The sequence below is a fragment of the Pseudomonas sp. PA-1-3F genome (assembly GCF_021609665.1).
GTDB classification, from domain to species: Bacteria; Pseudomonadota; Gammaproteobacteria; order Pseudomonadales; family Pseudomonadaceae; genus Aquipseudomonas; species Aquipseudomonas paracarnis.
In genome coordinates this window covers 30,304-45,393 of record NZ_WJZD01000009.1, presented here as the reverse complement: position 1 = coordinate 45,393, position 15,090 = coordinate 30,304, and the positions used below count along the sequence as shown (strand labels likewise).

12 protein-coding genes are annotated in these 15,090 nt (G+C 61.6%); 3 read left to right on the top strand and 9 right to left on the bottom strand.

Going from position 1 to position 15,090, the window contains the following annotated elements; genetic code table 11:
* Positions 1-30: 30 nt before the first annotated feature.
* Entirely contained in the window at positions 31-531 is a 501-nt protein-coding gene (locus GIV26_RS08165; protein WP_034128904.1) for a M48 metallopeptidase family protein, read from the top strand.
* 17 nt (positions 532-548) lie between these two features.
* On the top strand, positions 549-845 hold the full coding sequence (locus tag GIV26_RS08160) for a winged helix-turn-helix domain-containing protein (RefSeq protein ID WP_014720272.1): 297 nt from the start codon (positions 549-551) through the stop codon (positions 843-845).
* Positions 846-933: 88 nt separating this feature from the next.
* On the opposite strand, the gene GIV26_RS08155 is transcribed toward GIV26_RS08160, so the two are convergent.
* The gene (locus GIV26_RS08155; protein ID WP_034128903.1) at positions 934-1,386 is read right to left on the bottom strand and encodes a GNAT family N-acetyltransferase; all 453 of its coding nucleotides are present in this window, start codon (positions 1,384-1,386) and stop codon (positions 934-936) included.
* A gap of 197 nt (positions 1,387-1,583) precedes the next feature.
* Between GIV26_RS08155 and GIV26_RS08150 the strand changes: the two genes are divergently transcribed.
* Positions 1,584-2,321: a substrate-binding periplasmic protein gene (locus GIV26_RS08150; protein WP_034128902.1), complete on the top strand. Its 738-nt coding sequence runs from the start codon at positions 1,584-1,586 to the stop codon at positions 2,319-2,321.
* 106 nt (positions 2,322-2,427) lie between these two features.
* Here GIV26_RS08150 and yccS read toward each other — a convergent pair whose 3' ends face one another.
* The 8 genes from yccS to betA all read right to left on the bottom strand — a co-directional run bounded on the left by yccS (position 2,428) and on the right by betA (position 14,911).
* Positions 2,428-4,611: a YccS family putative transporter gene (gene yccS / locus GIV26_RS08145; RefSeq protein WP_034128901.1), complete on the bottom strand. Its 2,184-nt coding sequence runs from the start codon at positions 4,609-4,611 to the stop codon at positions 2,428-2,430.
* 207 nt (positions 4,612-4,818) lie between these two features.
* Positions 4,819-5,997: an NAD(P)/FAD-dependent oxidoreductase gene (locus GIV26_RS08140; protein WP_034129071.1), complete on the bottom strand. Its 1,179-nt coding sequence runs from the start codon at positions 5,995-5,997 to the stop codon at positions 4,819-4,821.
* Positions 5,998-6,142: 145 nt separating this feature from the next.
* A complete protein-coding gene (gene dbpA, locus GIV26_RS08135; RefSeq protein WP_229999345.1) occupies positions 6,143-7,480 on the bottom strand; it encodes an ATP-dependent RNA helicase DbpA in 1,338 nt (445 codons plus the stop codon).
* A 130-nt stretch (positions 7,481-7,610) separates the two neighbouring features.
* Complete coding sequence (gene mdtD, locus GIV26_RS08130; RefSeq protein WP_034128900.1) at positions 7,611-9,038, bottom strand: multidrug transporter subunit MdtD; 1,428 nt, start codon at positions 9,036-9,038, stop codon at positions 7,611-7,613.
* 36 nt (positions 9,039-9,074) lie between these two features.
* Entirely contained in the window at positions 9,075-9,965 is an 891-nt protein-coding gene (locus tag GIV26_RS08125; RefSeq protein ID WP_034128899.1) for an alpha/beta fold hydrolase, read from the bottom strand.
* A 264-nt stretch (positions 9,966-10,229) separates the two neighbouring features.
* Complete coding sequence (locus GIV26_RS08120; protein WP_236280028.1) at positions 10,230-11,546, bottom strand: TldD/PmbA family protein; 1,317 nt, start codon at positions 11,544-11,546, stop codon at positions 10,230-10,232.
* Positions 11,546-12,988 carry a TldD/PmbA family protein gene (locus tag GIV26_RS08115; RefSeq protein ID WP_054922362.1) on the bottom strand — a complete coding sequence of 481 codons (1,443 nt, stop codon included), beginning with the start codon at positions 12,986-12,988 and terminating at the stop codon, positions 11,546-11,548. The genes GIV26_RS08120 and GIV26_RS08115 overlap by 1 nt, the downstream gene beginning before the upstream one ends.
* 219 nt (positions 12,989-13,207) lie before the next feature.
* Positions 13,208-14,911, bottom strand: coding sequence for a choline dehydrogenase (betA, locus tag GIV26_RS08110; RefSeq protein ID WP_054898187.1), 1,704 nt, complete (start codon positions 14,909-14,911; stop codon positions 13,208-13,210).
* Between the last annotated feature and the right edge of the window lie 179 nt (positions 14,912-15,090).

Sequence of the window (15,090 nt, the reverse complement as noted above, 5' to 3'; positions counted from 1 at the left end):
GGCGCCCGTCCCAATTGCGTTGCAGAGCCCATGACCGCGTTGAAATACCTCCAGGCCTATCCCGCTGCGCTTCAGGAGCAAGTGCGCCAACTGATCGCCAAGGACCAGTTAGGGGCTTACCTGGACCAGCGTTACCCCGAACGCCATGCGGTGCAGAGCGACAAGGCCCTGTACGCCTATGCCCTGGCCTTGAAGCAGGAGCACCTGCGTAACGCGCCGTCTATCGACAAAGTGCTGTTCGACAACCGCCTGGACCTGACCCATCGTGCCTTGGGTTTGCACACCACGATTTCCCGGGTGCAGGGCGGTAATCTCAAATCCAAGAAAGAAATCCGCATCGCTTCGCTGTTCAAGGAGGCGGCCCCGGAGTTTCTGCGCATGATCGTGGTGCACGAGCTGGCGCACTTCAAGGAATCGGACCACAACAAGGCGTTCTATAAACTCTGCCAATACATGATGCCGGGCTACCATCAGGTGGAATTCGACCTGCGTGTGTACCTCACCTGGCGCGATTTGCAGGGCAAGCCCTAACCCCAAGGCGACTGACCATGGATGTGAGCAAGACCAAAAGCAGCTTCTACCGCCGCCTGTACGTGGCGTACTTGATCGACAGCCAACTGGCCAGCAGCGTCCCGGCGCTGACCGAGGCCACCGGCATGCCTCGGCGTACCGCCCAGGACACCATTGCGGCGTTGGCCGACCTGGATATTGTGTGTGAGTTCGAGCAGGAGGACGGTGCGCGTCACCATGCCGGGCGCTATCGGATTCGGGACTGGGGGGCGATTGATCGGGGGTGGATCGAGGCTAATCTGGCGTCGATCAAGCAGGTGTTGGGCTATCCCTGAAGGTCGGCTTTGGCAGGACTGACGCTATCGCGGGCAAGCCCGGCTCCCACAGTCCAATGTGGGAGCTGGCTTGCCTGCGATGGCGCCCTCAGACGCGCCGCATACCAATATGTGGAATATCATCTTCCAGGTATTCCTCACCCGCCACCACAAACCCATATCGTCCGTAATACCCCTGCAAATGCGCCTGGGCCGAGAGAAAAATCGGCGTTTGCGGCCAGATATCCTCAATGCGCTCAAGCGCCTCCTCCATCATGTGATGCCCCAGCCCGGTGCCCCGTGCCGCTGGCGAAACGATGACGCGACCAATCACCACATCGCCGCCCTGGGACTCCGGGTCCAGCAGGCGCAGGTAAGCCAATAGCTCATTATCTTGCCAGGCCATCAGGTGATGGGTGTCACCCGCCAGGTCCTGCCCGTCGATGTCCTGATACGCGCATTTCTGCTCGACGACGAATACCTCGCTGCGCAAGCGCAGGACGGCATACAGCTGGTCCTTGCCCAAGTCGTCGTGATGTTTGCAAATCCAATCAACCGTCATGATGTGTGCTCTTGTAAAGACGTGCCTGGATAGTAAGCGCGGCGGGCGCTGCTGTCTAAAATTGGCAAATGTGTGAATGGCGTCAATTTGCCATCATTGAGTGCGTGCGCTGCTGGTTGCTTTGTGTAATCTGCAATGCAGGCTCATTGATGAGCTACTGTTATCAGGCCACCGCCTGCCCGCCAAGGACTTTGAGCATGCCGAGATTGACTCGTGCCGTTGCTTTGATCGCAGTGCTGCTGCTGGCCCAGCCGGTGCTGGCACAACGTCTGCGTCTGGTGGCGGATGGCTGGCCGCCCTTCACCGATGCCACCTTGATCAATGGCGGTTTGGCCACGGATATCGTCAGCACGGCCCTGGCCCGTGCGGGGTACGCCAGTGACTTTGAGCAGGTGCCCTGGGCCCGTGCGCTCAAGGGCGTGGGCGATGGGCGCTACGATGTGCTGATCAACGCCTGGTACGACGAGGCCCGCACGCAGTTTGGCCAGTTTTCTGCTGAGTACCTGCTTAATCGTGTGCGCTTTCTCAAGCGCAGCGACGATGACATTGTTTATCACAGCCTGGCCCGACTGCACGATGAGACCATCGCCGTGGTACGCGGTTACGCTTACTCGGCGGCGTTCGATCAAGACTCCCAGCTACAGAAAGTACCCGTGCACAACTTCGCCATGGCGGTGCGCATGCTCGCTGCGCGGCGTGTGCGGTTGACGCTGGAGGACGAATACGTAGCGCGTTATTACCTGGCTCGGGAGTCGCCGCGGGTGCGCAATGCGGTGGCGTTTGTGGGCAAGCCGTTGAGCGAGAACAGCCTGCACATTCTGGTCAGTTTGAAGAACCCCGAGCACGCGCAGATTGTCGCCAGCTTTGATCGGGAGATTGCCAGGATGAAGGCTGATGGCAGTTATGCGCGCTTGATGAAGGCGCATGGGATGTAGCGTGCTTGCGGGCCTCATCGCGGGCAAGCCGGGCTCCCACATTTTGCCCGCATTCTTATGTTGGAACTCGGTCAAATGTGGGAACTGGCTTGCCTGCGATAGCGGTCTAAGCCGCACCGGTATCCTTGATCAGATGCGCCGCCAACGTACGCAACGGCCCTAACTGCCGGCAGATCAACGCCAACTGCGTCTGCACCAACCGCTGCGCCTCATCGATCTCATCGGGCATTTGCTCCAGCTCGGCTGCCAACCCCTCCTCGGCATCACTCTGGATCGCAATCGACTGTTTGTTGGCCAGGCCCGTAGCAATCTCATCGATACTCGCCGCCAGGCTGTTGCCCGCGCCTTCGATCAAGTGCTCGCGCACGTCGGCCGGTAACTGAGTATCGCGGTGCGCACCCAACCCCGACAAATAGCTGAGCAAGGTGTGAGACAGCACCAGGAACCGAAAACCCACGTCGGCTTCCTTACGAAAATGCCCCGGCTCCATCAGCATATTGGCCAGGGTGGTGGACAACGCGGCGTCGGCGTTGTGCGCGTTGCGGCGGGCCAGGCGGTAAGCCAGGTCGTCGCTCTTGCCGGCGGCGTATTGCTGCATGATCTGGCGCAGGTAGATGCTGTTGCAGGTCAGGGTGTTGGCCAGCACTTTGTTCAAGCGCCGGCCTTGCCAGTCCGGCAGGAACAGGAATACCGCCAGGCCAGCGATCAGGCTGCCGAGCAAGGTATCGAACAGGCGTGGCAGGAACAGCCCGTAGCCATCACCCACCTGGTTGAAGCAGAACAGCACCATCAGCGTGATCGCCGCCGTCGCCAGGGTGTAGCGGGTGGTGCGGTTGATAAAGAACACCAGGCCCGCGGCGATAGCGAACATCGACTGCACCACCGGGTTGGGGAACAGATCGAACAGCGCCCAGGCCACGGTGAGGCCGATGGCGGTGCCGATAATCCGCTGGCCGAGCTTGCGCCGGGTAGCGCCGTAGCTCGGTTGGCAGACGAACAGGGTGGTGAGGATGATCCAGTAACCCTGGGACGCGTGGATAGCGTGCAGGGTGGCGTAGCCGACGGTCAACGCCAGGGACAGGCGCAGGGCATGGCGAAACAGCAGCGAGGTGGGTGTGAGTTGGGTGCGCAGGCGCGTCCACATTTCCTTGAGGTTGCGCGGGGCGCGGTCCAACAGGTTACTGTCGGTGGCGTCCGCCAGGGCATCGGGATTGCTGGCGTCGCCCAGCAGGCGGTCGAGTGTGGACAGGTTGGCCGCCAAGGCGCGCAATGAACGCAGCAGGCCGCGCCAGGCCGGGTTGCTCTGGATGCGCAGATGCTCCAGGGACGCGTTGAGGTCGCCCAGGGCCTGGGCAAAACTGTCGTCATAGATGAACGGTTGGCGCAGTTGGATCGACTCGGCCAGGGTCTGGCAGGCCTTGCCTTGCTGGCGCAGCAAGCGCTGGCAGCGAAACAGCACATCGCTATGGAAGAAGGCTTCAGTGAGGGCGTTGTAGGGGTAGTGGGAGGAACTGGCGCGCTCGTGGATGTCCTGGGCCAGGAAGTACAGTTTCAGGTAGCGGCTGACCTTCGAGCCCGGTCGCCCATTGCCGACGCGGTGCAGGATGATTTCCTTCGCGGCATTCAGCGCAGCCACTACCCGGCCATTTTGCTGGGCCAATTCCAGGCGCCGCGCTTCCACGTCCAGCTGCCGGATCGGTTCGAACAACGATGACTTGAGCTTGAGGTAGCGCCCCAGCTCGCGGAACAATCGCGCCAGGCTCTGCTGTACCGGCTGGTTGGAAAACAGCGCCTGCCACAGTACGGACAACACACCGTACCAGGCGGCACCGGCCACCAGCAGCAGCGGCTCATGCCAGAAATCCGTGACGGCGCCACCGCGCTGGTCCACGCCGATCATGGTGTATACCGACAGAATCAAGGTGGCCGAAGCAATCGCGCCATAGCGTTCGCCCAGTGCGCCGAGCATGGTCAGGCCGAAACTGGCCAGGGCCAGGGCGATGGCAAATATCCAGGGGTAAGGGAACAGCAGCTCCACCGACAGCGCGGCAATGCTGAAACACACCAGTGTCACCGCCAGCGCGTTGAGGCGGCCTTGCCAGCTGTCATCGGTCTCGGCCAGGGCGCTGGCGATAATCCCCAGGAAGAGCGGGATCAGCAGCGTCATTTCATCCTGGTACCAACACAACGCCATGCTGCCGGTGAGGGCGATGAACACCCGTACGCTGTAGCTGAATTTATCCAGCGCCCACAGGCGCCGCATGGACTGCTTGAACGAGGTCGATGACATGAAGTCTGGAGTCTTCCGGGACGTTGTCGCTAAATTGAGCCAGTAATGACGCCACGGCAAGCGTAGCGATCACATCGGACAGCAAAATTTTCAGTATCACTGCAAAACCAATGTGGGAGCGGGCATGCCTGCGATAACGATGTGGGATTCACTGCCGCTATCGCAGGCAAGCCAGCTCCCACAGGGGATTGCATCTCAAGGTGCACGTCAGGCGTATTGCGCGGCCGCGTAGCCCGAGGCCCACGCCCACTGGAAGTTGAACCCGCCCAGGTGGCCGGTCACGTCCAGCACTTCGCCGATAAAGTACAGGCCGGGGCTTTTCAGCGATTCCATGGTCTTGGAGGACACTTCCCGCGTATCCACCCCGCCCAATGTTACCTCGGCGGTGCGATAACCCTCGGTGCCGGCCGGTACCAGTTGCCAGCTCCCCAGCTTTTGCGCGATATCGGCAATTTCAGCGTGGGTGTACTGCTTCATAGGCTTGGATTCGAACCAGCTTTGGGCCAGCAGGTTGGCCATCTTCTTGGTGAAGATCTCACCCAACAGGGTTTTCAATTCGCTGTTGGGGTGTTCGGCCTGTTGCTGTTGCAGCCAGGCATGGGCGTCGTGGTCGGGCAGCAGGTTGATTTCTACCGTGTCGCCGGAGTGCCAATACGAGGAAATCTGCAAAATCGCCGGCCCGCTCAGGCCGCGATGGGTGAACAGGATATTCTCGCGAAAGCTCTGGCCGTTGCAGCTCACCAGGCAGTCGACCGAGGTGCCGGACAACTCGCCGCACAACTCCTTGAGCTGGTCGGTGATGGTGAACGGCACCAGCCCGGCGCGGGTCGGCAGCAGTTCATGGCCGAATTGCCTGGCCACTTGGTAGCCGAAACCGGTGGCGCCCAGCGTCGGGATCGACAAACCGCCCGTGGCGATCACCAGGGATTCACAGCGCAGCTCACCCAAGGTGGTTTGCAGTTGATAGCCGCTTTCGAGCTTGGCGATTGCCTCGATGGAAGTGTCCAGGTGCAGGCTCACGCCGGTCTGGATGCACTCGTCGAGCAGCATGCCGAGGATGTCGCTGGACTTGTTGTCGCAGAACAGCTGGCCGAGTTTCTTCTCGTGGTACGGCACGCCGTGCTTGGCCACCAGCCCGATGAAATCCCACTGGGTATAGCGGGCCAGGGCGGATTTGCAGAAGTGCGCGTTGTGCGAGAGGAAGTTGGCCGGCTCGGTGTACATGTTGGTGAAGTTGCAGCGGCCGCCACCGGACATCAGGATTTTCTTGCCGGCCTTGTTGGCGTGGTCGATCAACATCACCTTGCGCCCACGCCCGGCGGCGGTCAGCGCGCACATCAACCCTGCGGCGCCGGCGCCAATGATCACAACTTCGGTCGAGCGCACAGCCATGTCCTCACAAAACTATTGATTTGAAATGCAATCAACACTGTGGGAGCTGGCTTGCCTGCGATGGCGGTAGTGGATTCACCGTCGCTATCGCAGGCAAGCCAGCTCCCACAGTTATTCGGTCCTTGCAGTCACTATGTTGTTACAGGATCCGCACGCGCAGCGAACGACCTTTGATCTTGCCGTCATTCAAACGCTGCAACGCTTGCTTGGCGATGCCGCGTTCCACGGCCACGAAAGCCTGGAAGTCAAAGATCGCGATCTTGCCGACCTGGGCACCCGGAATGCCGGCTTCACCGGTCAATGCACCGAGGATGTCGCCTGGGCGAACCTTGTCTTTACGCCCGGCGGCGATGCACAGGGTGCTCATCTGCGGCAGCAACGGGCCACCGCTTTGCGGTTTGAGGTTGTCCAGTTGGTCCCAGTTCAGCGGCGACTTCTGCAGTTGCTCGATGGCCTGGGCGCGGTGGGCTTCGGACGGCGCCACCAGGCTGATGGCGATACCAGTCTCACCGGCACGGCCGGTACGGCCTACACGGTGGATGTGAATTTCCGAGTCGCGGGCCAGTTCGACGTTGATCACCATGTCCAGGGCGTCGATGTCCAGGCCACGGGCGGCGACGTCGGTGGCCACCAGCACCGAGGTGCTGCGGTTGGCGAACATCGCCAGTACCTGGTCACGGTCGCGCTGTTCCAGGTCACCATGCAGGCCAACAGCGGAAATGCCCTTGGACGTCAGGTGGTCGACGGTTTCCTGCACTTGCTGCTTGGTGAAGCAGAACGCCACGCACGAAGCAGGGCGGAAGTGCGCCAGCACCTTGGTCACGGCGTCCATGCGTTCTTCCGGGGAGATCTCGTAGAAGCGCTGTTCGATCTGATCGTCGGAGTGGAACGCTTCGGCTTTCACTTGCTGAGGCGCACGCATGAACTTGGAGGCCAGTTGCTTGATGCTCACCGGGTAAGTGGCCGAGAACAGCAGGGTCTGGCGGCGCGGTGGGGTCTTGCTGATGATGTCTTCGATGGCGTCGTAGAAGCCCATGTCGAGCATGCGGTCGGCTTCGTCGAGGATCAGGGTGTTCAAGCCGTCCAGCACCAGCGAACCTTTACGCAGGTGCTGCTGGATGCGGCCCGGGGTGCCGACGATGACGTGGGCGCCGTGCTCCAGGGAAGCAATCTGTGGGCCGAGGGACACGCCGCCGCACAGGGTCAGTACCTTGATGTTGTCTTCGGCACGGGCCAGGCGACGGATTTCCTTGGCGACCTGGTCGGCCAGTTCGCGGGTCGGGCACATCACCAGCGCCTGGCACCCGAAGTAGCGCGGGTTGATCGGGTTCAGCAGGCCGATGCCGAATGCGGCAGTCTTGCCGCTGCCGGTCTTGGCCTGGGCAATCAGGTCCAGCCCTTTGAGGATCACCGGCAAGCTTTGCGCCTGGATCTGCGTCATCTCGACGTAACCCAGCGAGTCGAGGTTAGCCAGCATGGCGGCGGACAGGGGCAAAGTATTAAAAGCGGTGGCGATGGTAGTCACGGGACTGGCTCTGCAAAACAAAATGTCGCGCAGTGTACCAGCCTCGTGGGATTTTCCCCGCAAGTTCTCGACGAGACGCCCGTTAGTGCTCGATATCGTGCTCGCGGCTGACCACCCGTTTGCCGTCCTTGGGCGACAGTTGCAGGAAGATCGCCGCCGCCAGCATCGCCATGAGGCCCACGGTGAGGAAGGTCAGTTGGAAGGCGCCCAGCACGGTATTGACCCCGTCATTGCCGGCTTCGGCGGTAAAGCCGCCGAGCAATGCACCGGCACAGGCCACGCCCAGGCTCAGGGACAATTGCGCCACTACCGACAGCAAGCTGTTGCCGCTGCTGGCCTGGGCGTCGTCGAGGTCGATCAGGGTGACGGTGTTCATGGCGGTAAATTGCAGGGAGTTGATGGCCCCCAGTACCGCCAGCATGGCCAACAGCAGCGGGTAGGGCGTTTGTTCGCTGACCAGGCCCATGCTCGCCAGCATCAGGCCCAGGGCCAGGGTGTTGCCGGTCAGGACGATGCGGTAGCCGAGGCGCTCGATAAGCGGACGTGCGATGGACTTGGCGAACATCGCCGCCGCCGCCAGTGGCAACATGCTCATGCCGGCTTCCGACGGCGAATAGCCCAGCGCCACCTGCAGCAGCAGCGGTACCAGGAACGGCAATGCGCCGCTGCCCAGGCGCGCAAACAGATTGCCCAGGATCCCCACGGCAAAGGTGCGCGTCTTGAACAGCACCGGCGAGAACAGCGGGTTATCGATATGCCCGGCGCGCAGCCAGTACGCCGCCAGGCAGGCGAACCCGCCGAACAGCAGCAATATCACGCGCAGATGCGGCAGGTGCAGTTCGCCCAGGCCTTCCATGGCGATGGTGATCAGCACCATCGCCGCGCCGAACAGCAGAAAGCCCAGGCCGTCGAAGCGCGTGCGCTCGCTGCCGCGCAGGTCGGGGATGAATTTCCACACGGCGTAGCAGCCGATCATGCCCACCGGCAGGTTGATCAGGAAGATCCAGTGCCAGGTCAGGTATTGCACCATCCAGCCGCCCATTGTCGGGCCAAGCAAGGGGCCAAGCAGGCCGGGAATGGTGATGAAGCCCATGATCCGCACCAACTCGGAGCGCGGATAAGCCCGCAGTACCACCAGCCGTCCGACCGGCAGCATCAGCGCACCGCCCAGGCCCTGGATCACCCGTGCGCCCACCAGCATGCTCAAGCTACTGGACAGCGCACACAGCAGCGACCCGATGCTGAACAGCATGATCGCACCAAAGAAAATCTTCTTGGTGCCAAAGCGGTCAGCGATCCAGCCCGACGCCGGAATCAGCAAGGCAACGGTGAGCATGTAGGCGATCACCACGCCTTGCATGCGCAGCGGGTTTTCCGCGAGGTCCTGCGCCATGGCCGGTAGCGCGGTGTTGAGAATCGTCCCGTCCAGCGACTGCATGAAGAAGGCAATCGCTACCACCCAGGGGAGCCAGCGGGCGGTCTTCGCATCGAGAGGGGCACGATTCGGCATGGGATCCCTTTTAATTAGCAGGCTATGTGTTGGCGATTATGCGCCATCCGTCGCCGCTTTTCCCACTGGCGGTTCGTCTATATCTGACAATGTCACATGCTCGCCCACCAGGAAATCCAGCAACGCCCGATGCACTGCCAGCGCGGCTTCGCGGGACTCCAGGTCCAGCAGATGGCCGGTGTGTTCGGCCACCGCAAAGCTGCTGCGGCCTACGTAGTGTTTGAACAGCTGGGCTTCGTCGGCCGGCGTGTATTCGTCCAGCGCGCCGTTGAGAAAGTGCACCGGTGTTTCAATCTGCCGCAGCGCCGGCAAGTAGTTGCCATCGCCCAAGCCCAGCACCTGATGGATATGAAAGCGCGCCTGGCGGTATTCGGTGGTGGCCATGGTCGACAGGTGTCGATGGTTATTGCGCTTGAGGCGCGGCGACAGGTATTTGCCAACCGTTTCGTTGAGCAGATGGCCGACCGCCGACTTGTCATCGGCCTCGATCAGCACACGCACGCGCTCGACATATTCCAGCATCGCCTGGTTGAGGTTGGGCGCCAGGGCCATCACCACCGAGCTTTCGATGGAGGGCGGGTTGTGCGCCAGGGTCAACAGCGTGGAGATGCCGCCCCATGAGGCCGACACCAGATGGTTGACCGCAAAGCGTGCTACCAAGGCACGCAGGATTTGCACCTCGTCGTCCTTGGTGACCAGGTCGAGTTCGGTGTTGTGCTCGCGTGACAAGCCAGAGAATGGCAAGTCGAACAGCAGCACATTGAAGTGCTCGGCCAGGCATTTGCTGGTGCGGGCAAAGGAGCGCGTGGTGGACAACGCGCCATTGACCATCAGTACGGTTTTTCTATGCGGGTCGTTACCCAGTTGCTCTACGTGAACGTTGTAGTGCTTGTACAGTTTTTCTATGACGAAACTTCCATGGTTCATGTCAACGCTCCAGCTTGCCTTTCCCGGGCAAGGTTATGCTCTCGTGGGCAGGGGTGGCGAGAAGCCATTAACCGTTATAACGAGGAATAAGCAGAGCGACAACATGCCGAACGGCCAAAGTAGGCGGGATAGAAGTTTCGTCGCAGCGCAGGTTATTGAACTGTAGGAGCGAGCTTGCTCGCGAAAAACGACAACGATAACGCAGCGCTGACAGCCAGCCCGCGGTGTCTGTACGTTCTTCGCGAGCAAGCTCGCTCCTACAGTTTATAAAGTCAGCGTCAAACGGTTTACCAAAGCGCCTGGCAACAGGTTGGAAGCGGTGTTGCGCTGGTCATAGGTACTGGCCGACAACAGCAGCTCCCGATCAGCGGTCAGCGCTTCCAATTGCGAACCGAGCAACTGATAGACACTGTCATCAAAGCGCATGGTGCTGACCGGCGCCTTGATCTCGCCGTTTTCCACCCAGAAGGTCGCAAAGCGCGTCATGCCGGTCAGGCGCGCTGCCGGCAGGTCGGAGTAGTTCAGGTACCAGAGGTTGCTGATATACAGACCGGTGCCCAACTGCTTGAGAATATCGGCCTGGGCCAGGCTGCCGGCCGCCATTTGCAGGGCGCTGGGCGACTCGTCGCTGCTGGCGCCGTTGGTGCTCAAGCCGTATTCGGCGGCGCTGCGCGAGTTGACCAACTGGCCCTCGGCCTTGCCTGCGTTGATCAGGGTGACATCCTCACGCGGGTAGCCTTCAGTGGAAAACGCCTGGCTCAGGGAGCCGCTGATCTGCTCATCCACCGTCACCAGCGGGCTCAATGACTGATCACCCGTGTACAGGCGTTGCAACGAACTGCCTTTGCTCGCGATGGCCTGGGCCGAAAAACCACCCCAGGTGATGATGCTGATGATTTCTTCCAGCGCTGCCGGCGCAAGGTAGGCGCGGTATTGGCCGGGCGCCAGGGTGTGGAGCGGGCGACCGAGAAACGCCAGTTGCTCACGGGCCTGTTGGAAACGGGCGGCGAACTCGGCGCTGTTCCAGGTGTGCCCGGCGTAGCTGGCTTTTACCGCTTCGCCATTGGCGTGGAACAGGCTGAAGTCGAAATTGAAGCTGTTAGCCCGGTGCCAGCCGAACGCCCCCGATGAGCTGGCGAAACCACGGCTGATCGGGCCGGCGGCGTAGAAGCCAACCAGGTCCACGCCATCGGCGGCCTGGCTGATGTCGTCCAGCACTTGGGCCAGTTCCGGCAGCGGGCGCAGCTGTTCGTTATGGCTGTGCCAGGCGTCGGGGTTCAGCAGCAGGTACGGGTCAGGCGGCAACAGCGGCAAGGTCTCGCGCAGTTGTTGCAGGCCATTCGCCAGGCGCTGGCGATCCAACTGCGCCTCGCCGGAAAGGGTGATACCCAGGTCGGCGTGGCGCCCATCGTTGATCAGCTTGAGGTTCAGGCTGGCCTGCTGTACCTGGCCGGCCTGGCGTACCTGCGCGTGGTTGAAGCGCACGAACTCGGACGCCTCATCCGCGTAGCCGAGATGAAATTGTTCTTGATCGGTGACCGCCTGCTTGAGCCAATCCACCAAAGCCTTGAAGTGGTTCATCAGGCATCTCCCCCAAATACATCGACATTGCTGAATACACAGGCCGGCGACGCATGGCCGACACGGATCACCTGGTTGGGTTCGCCCTTGCCGCAGTTCGGCGTGCCCAAGACCTTGAAGGTGCTGGCGTCGCCTACCGCGCTGAGCTTGCGCCAGAACTGCGCGGAAATCGCCCGGTAGTTGGGGTTCTTCACCACGCCCTTGAGTTCGCCGTTTTCGATCAACTGGCCCCACTCGCAGCCGAACTGGAATTTGTTGCGCGCATCGTCGATGGACCACGAACGGTTGGTCGACATCAGGATGCCGCTCTCAATGCCGCCCACCAATTGCGCGAGGCTTTTATCCCCAGGCTCGATATTCAGGTTGGCCATGCGGTCGATGGGCGCACGGTTCCAGCTGCAGGCGCGGCTGTTGGCGACGCCTGGCAGGTTGGCGCGAAATTGCGATAAGGCCCCGCCCAAGGGCTTGAGCAGCAGGCCTTCGCGAATCAGAAATTGCTTGCTGGCAGGCGTGCCGTCGTCGTCATGAGCGTAGCTGGCAAGCTGTTCGGGGATGTCCGGGTCGAAGGTGACGTTGAGCAGCGGTGAGCCATATTGCAGGTGGCCGAAGTCGCTGGCTTTCACAAAACTGGTGCCGGCGTAATTGCGCTCGTCACCAAGGATGCGATCCAGCTCCAGCGGATGGCCGATCGACTCGTGGATCTGCAGGATCATTTGGTCGGGCATCAGCAGCAGGTCACGCGGGCCGTGGGGCGTATTCGGTGCGAGCAGCAATTGCAGGGCTTCGTCGGCCACCTTGCGGGCGGCGCCCACCAGGCCAAAACGCTGGATCACCCCGGCACTGCCTTGCTGGCCGAAGTTGGTACCGCCCAGGGTACGGGTCTGGCTGTCGTTGCCGTCGAAGGCGGTCACACTCAGGCCCGGAAAGACAAAGCGCTGGGCCTGACGCAATTGCGCGCCAGCGCTGTTGAGATAGATCTGTTCAACCCGCGTGGTCCCCAGGCTGACTTCCCAGCTCACCAGGCGCTCATCCTTGGGCACGGCGGCGGACTCATCGCCGAGCAATTGGTAGCAGTCGCTCAGGGATGGGAAGGGCTGGTCGAGGTCGGGCGACAGGTAGTCGGCGACGTCGCTGGACACTGGCTGCTGGTGCAGGTCGAGCAGGGCGTGGGGCTTGATCAACCGGGCTTGCTGTTCAGCGCGCTCAAGGGCGGCTTGCAGGCCGGCAAGGGAAATATCGTTGGTCGCTGCGTAGGCTTCCACGCCGTTGAGACGCACGGTAAGCATGGCGCCTTCGTCGTGGCCCAGGTGAGGCGGCTCGGCGACGTTCTTGCGTACTGACAGGTACTGACCGGATTCGCGCACGTAGCGCAGGGAGAAAAATTCGGCGGTGGTGCGCAGGGCACCGAAGTGTTTCTTGAGCGTGGCGTGGTGTTCGAACATGGGGCCTTCCTTGTGGGCGGCTCGGCGCGGGCAGGCGAACAGAGTAGGCCTGGGCGGGGAGCTGATCAAGGGAGGTTTTGTTGTGTGATCGTTCCCACGCTCTGCGTGGGAATGCCACCCTGGACGCTCTGCGTCCGCTCTTGAAGGGCGTGACGCAGAGCATCACAGGATGCGTTCCCACGCGGAGCGTGGGAACGATCAATCACTGGGGTGTTTCGGTTACTGCGCCAATGGCCCTACTTCACGCATAGGCTTGCCACGCACCGGCGCATCGCCTGCTACGTAGTAGTCAGCGGTGCTGCGCGGCAGTGGCTTGCGGCCACGGATCTTGTCGGCGATTTTCTCGGCGATCATGATCGTTGGCGCGTTCAGGTTGCCGGTGGTGATGATCGGCATGATCGAGGCATCGACCACACGCAAGCCCTGCATGCCATGCACGCGGCCTTCGCCATCGACTACGGCCATCTCGTCGGTGCCCATCTTGCACGAGCAGGACGGGTGGAACGCGGTCTCGGCGTGCTCGCGGATGAACTTGTCCAACTGTTCATCGGTTTGCACTTCAATGCCGGGGCTGATTTCGCGACCACGGTACGGGTCCAGTGCCGGCTGCTGCATGATTTCACGGGTCAGGCGGATGCCATCGCGGAACTCCTGCCAGTCCTGCTCGGTGGCCATGTAGTTGAAGAGGATGCTCGGGTAGTCCCGTGGGTTCTTCGACTTCAGCTGGATACGGCCACGGCTTGGCGAACGCATGGAGCCCATGTGCGCCTGGAAACCGTGCTCTTTCACACCGTTGCTGCCGTTGTAGTTAATCGCCACCGGCAGGAAGTGGTACTGGATGTTCGGCCACTCGAACTCTTCACGGGTACGGATAAAACCGCCCGCTTCGAACTGGTTGCTGGCGCCGATGCCGGTGCCGTTGAACAGCCATTCGGCACCAATTGCCGGCTGGTTGTACCAGAGCAGCGAGGGGTACAGCGACACTGGCTGGGTGCACGCGTATTGCAGGTACAGCTCAAGGTGGTCCTGCAGGTTTTCACCCACACCCGGCAGGTCGTGGACCACCGGGATGTCGAGGCTTTCCAGCAGTTTGGCCGGGCCGACACCGGAGCGTTGCAGCAGTTGCGGCGAAGCGATTGCGCCGCTGCACACCAGTACTTCTTTGCGCGCACGGGCTTCAACGCGCTCTTCGGCGGCGCCGATCAGGTAACGCACGCCCACTGCACGCTTGCCTTCGAACAGCACTTTGTCGGTGAGGGCATGGGTGACGATGGTCAGGGTCGAACGCTTTTTAGCTGTGTCCAGGTAACCGCGTGCGGTGCTGGCGCGACGGCCGTTCGGCGTGACGGTACGGTCCATCGGGCCGAAGCCTTCTTGCTGGTAGCCGTTCAAATCTTCGGTACGTGGGTAACCGGCCTGTACGCCCGCTTCAACCATGGCGTGGAACAGCGGGTTGTTGCCCGCTTTCGGCGTGGTCACGCTGACCGGGCCGTCACCACCGTGCCAATCGTTGGGGCCGATGTCGCGGGTTTCGGCTTTGCGGAAATACGGCAGGCAGTCCAGGTAGGTCCAGTCTTCCAGGCCCGGCAGCTTCGACCAGTTGTCGTAGTCCATGGCGTTGCCGCGGATGTAGCACATGCCGTTGATCAGGGAAGAACCACCCAGGCCCTTGCCGCGCCCGCATTCCATCCGGCGGCCGTCCATGTGTGGCTCTGGATCGGTTTCGTAGGCCCAGTTGTAGCGGCGGCCTTGCAGCGGGAAAGCCAGGGCGGCTGGCATCTGGGTGCGGAAGTCGAGGCGGTAGTCCGGGCCACCGGCCTCCAGCAGCAAAACAGTGACGCCTTCGTCTTCGGTCAGACGGGTCGCCAGGGTGTTACCGGCAGAGCCGGCACCCACAATGATGTAATCGTATTCTTGGGACATGAATGTACCCTCGTAAAAATGGGTTCAGGCTGCTTTTGTGGCGAGGGAGCTTGCTCCCGTTCGACTGCGCAGCAGTCGCAAAATCAGCGCTCGAGTTCTGTCTGAAAGAACTACTGGGTCTGGAATGGGGCTGCTTCGCAGCCCAGCGGGAGCAAGCTCCCTCGCCACAGAGGAGCATT

Coding starts and splice junctions, on each gene's coding strand:
- GIV26_RS08115 (WP_054922362.1), bottom strand. CDS start 12,988: ATGTTCGAACACCACGCCACGCTCAAGAAACACTTCGGTGCCCTGCGC.
- yccS (WP_034128901.1), bottom strand. CDS start 4,611: ATGTCATCGACCTCGTTCAAGCAGTCCATGCGGCGCCTGTGGGCGCTG.
- betA (WP_054898187.1), bottom strand. CDS start 14,911: ATGTCCCAAGAATACGATTACATCATTGTGGGTGCCGGCTCTGCCGGT.
- dbpA (WP_229999345.1), bottom strand. CDS start 7,480: ATGCTGGCTAACCTCGACTCGCTGGGTTACGTCGAGATGACGCAGATC.
- mdtD (WP_034128900.1), bottom strand. CDS start 9,038: ATGCCGAATCGTGCCCCTCTCGATGCGAAGACCGCCCGCTGGCTCCCC.
- GIV26_RS08125 (WP_034128899.1), bottom strand. CDS start 9,965: ATGAACCATGGAAGTTTCGTCATAGAAAAACTGTACAAGCACTACAAC.
- GIV26_RS08155 (WP_034128903.1), bottom strand. CDS start 1,386: ATGACGGTTGATTGGATTTGCAAACATCACGACGACTTGGGCAAGGAC.
- GIV26_RS08160 (WP_014720272.1), top strand. CDS start 549: ATGGATGTGAGCAAGACCAAAAGCAGCTTCTACCGCCGCCTGTACGTG.
- GIV26_RS08120 (WP_236280028.1), bottom strand. CDS start 11,546: ATGAACCACTTCAAGGCTTTGGTGGATTGGCTCAAGCAGGCGGTCACC.
- GIV26_RS08150 (WP_034128902.1), top strand. CDS start 1,584: ATGCCGAGATTGACTCGTGCCGTTGCTTTGATCGCAGTGCTGCTGCTG.
- GIV26_RS08165 (WP_034128904.1), top strand. CDS start 31: ATGACCGCGTTGAAATACCTCCAGGCCTATCCCGCTGCGCTTCAGGAG.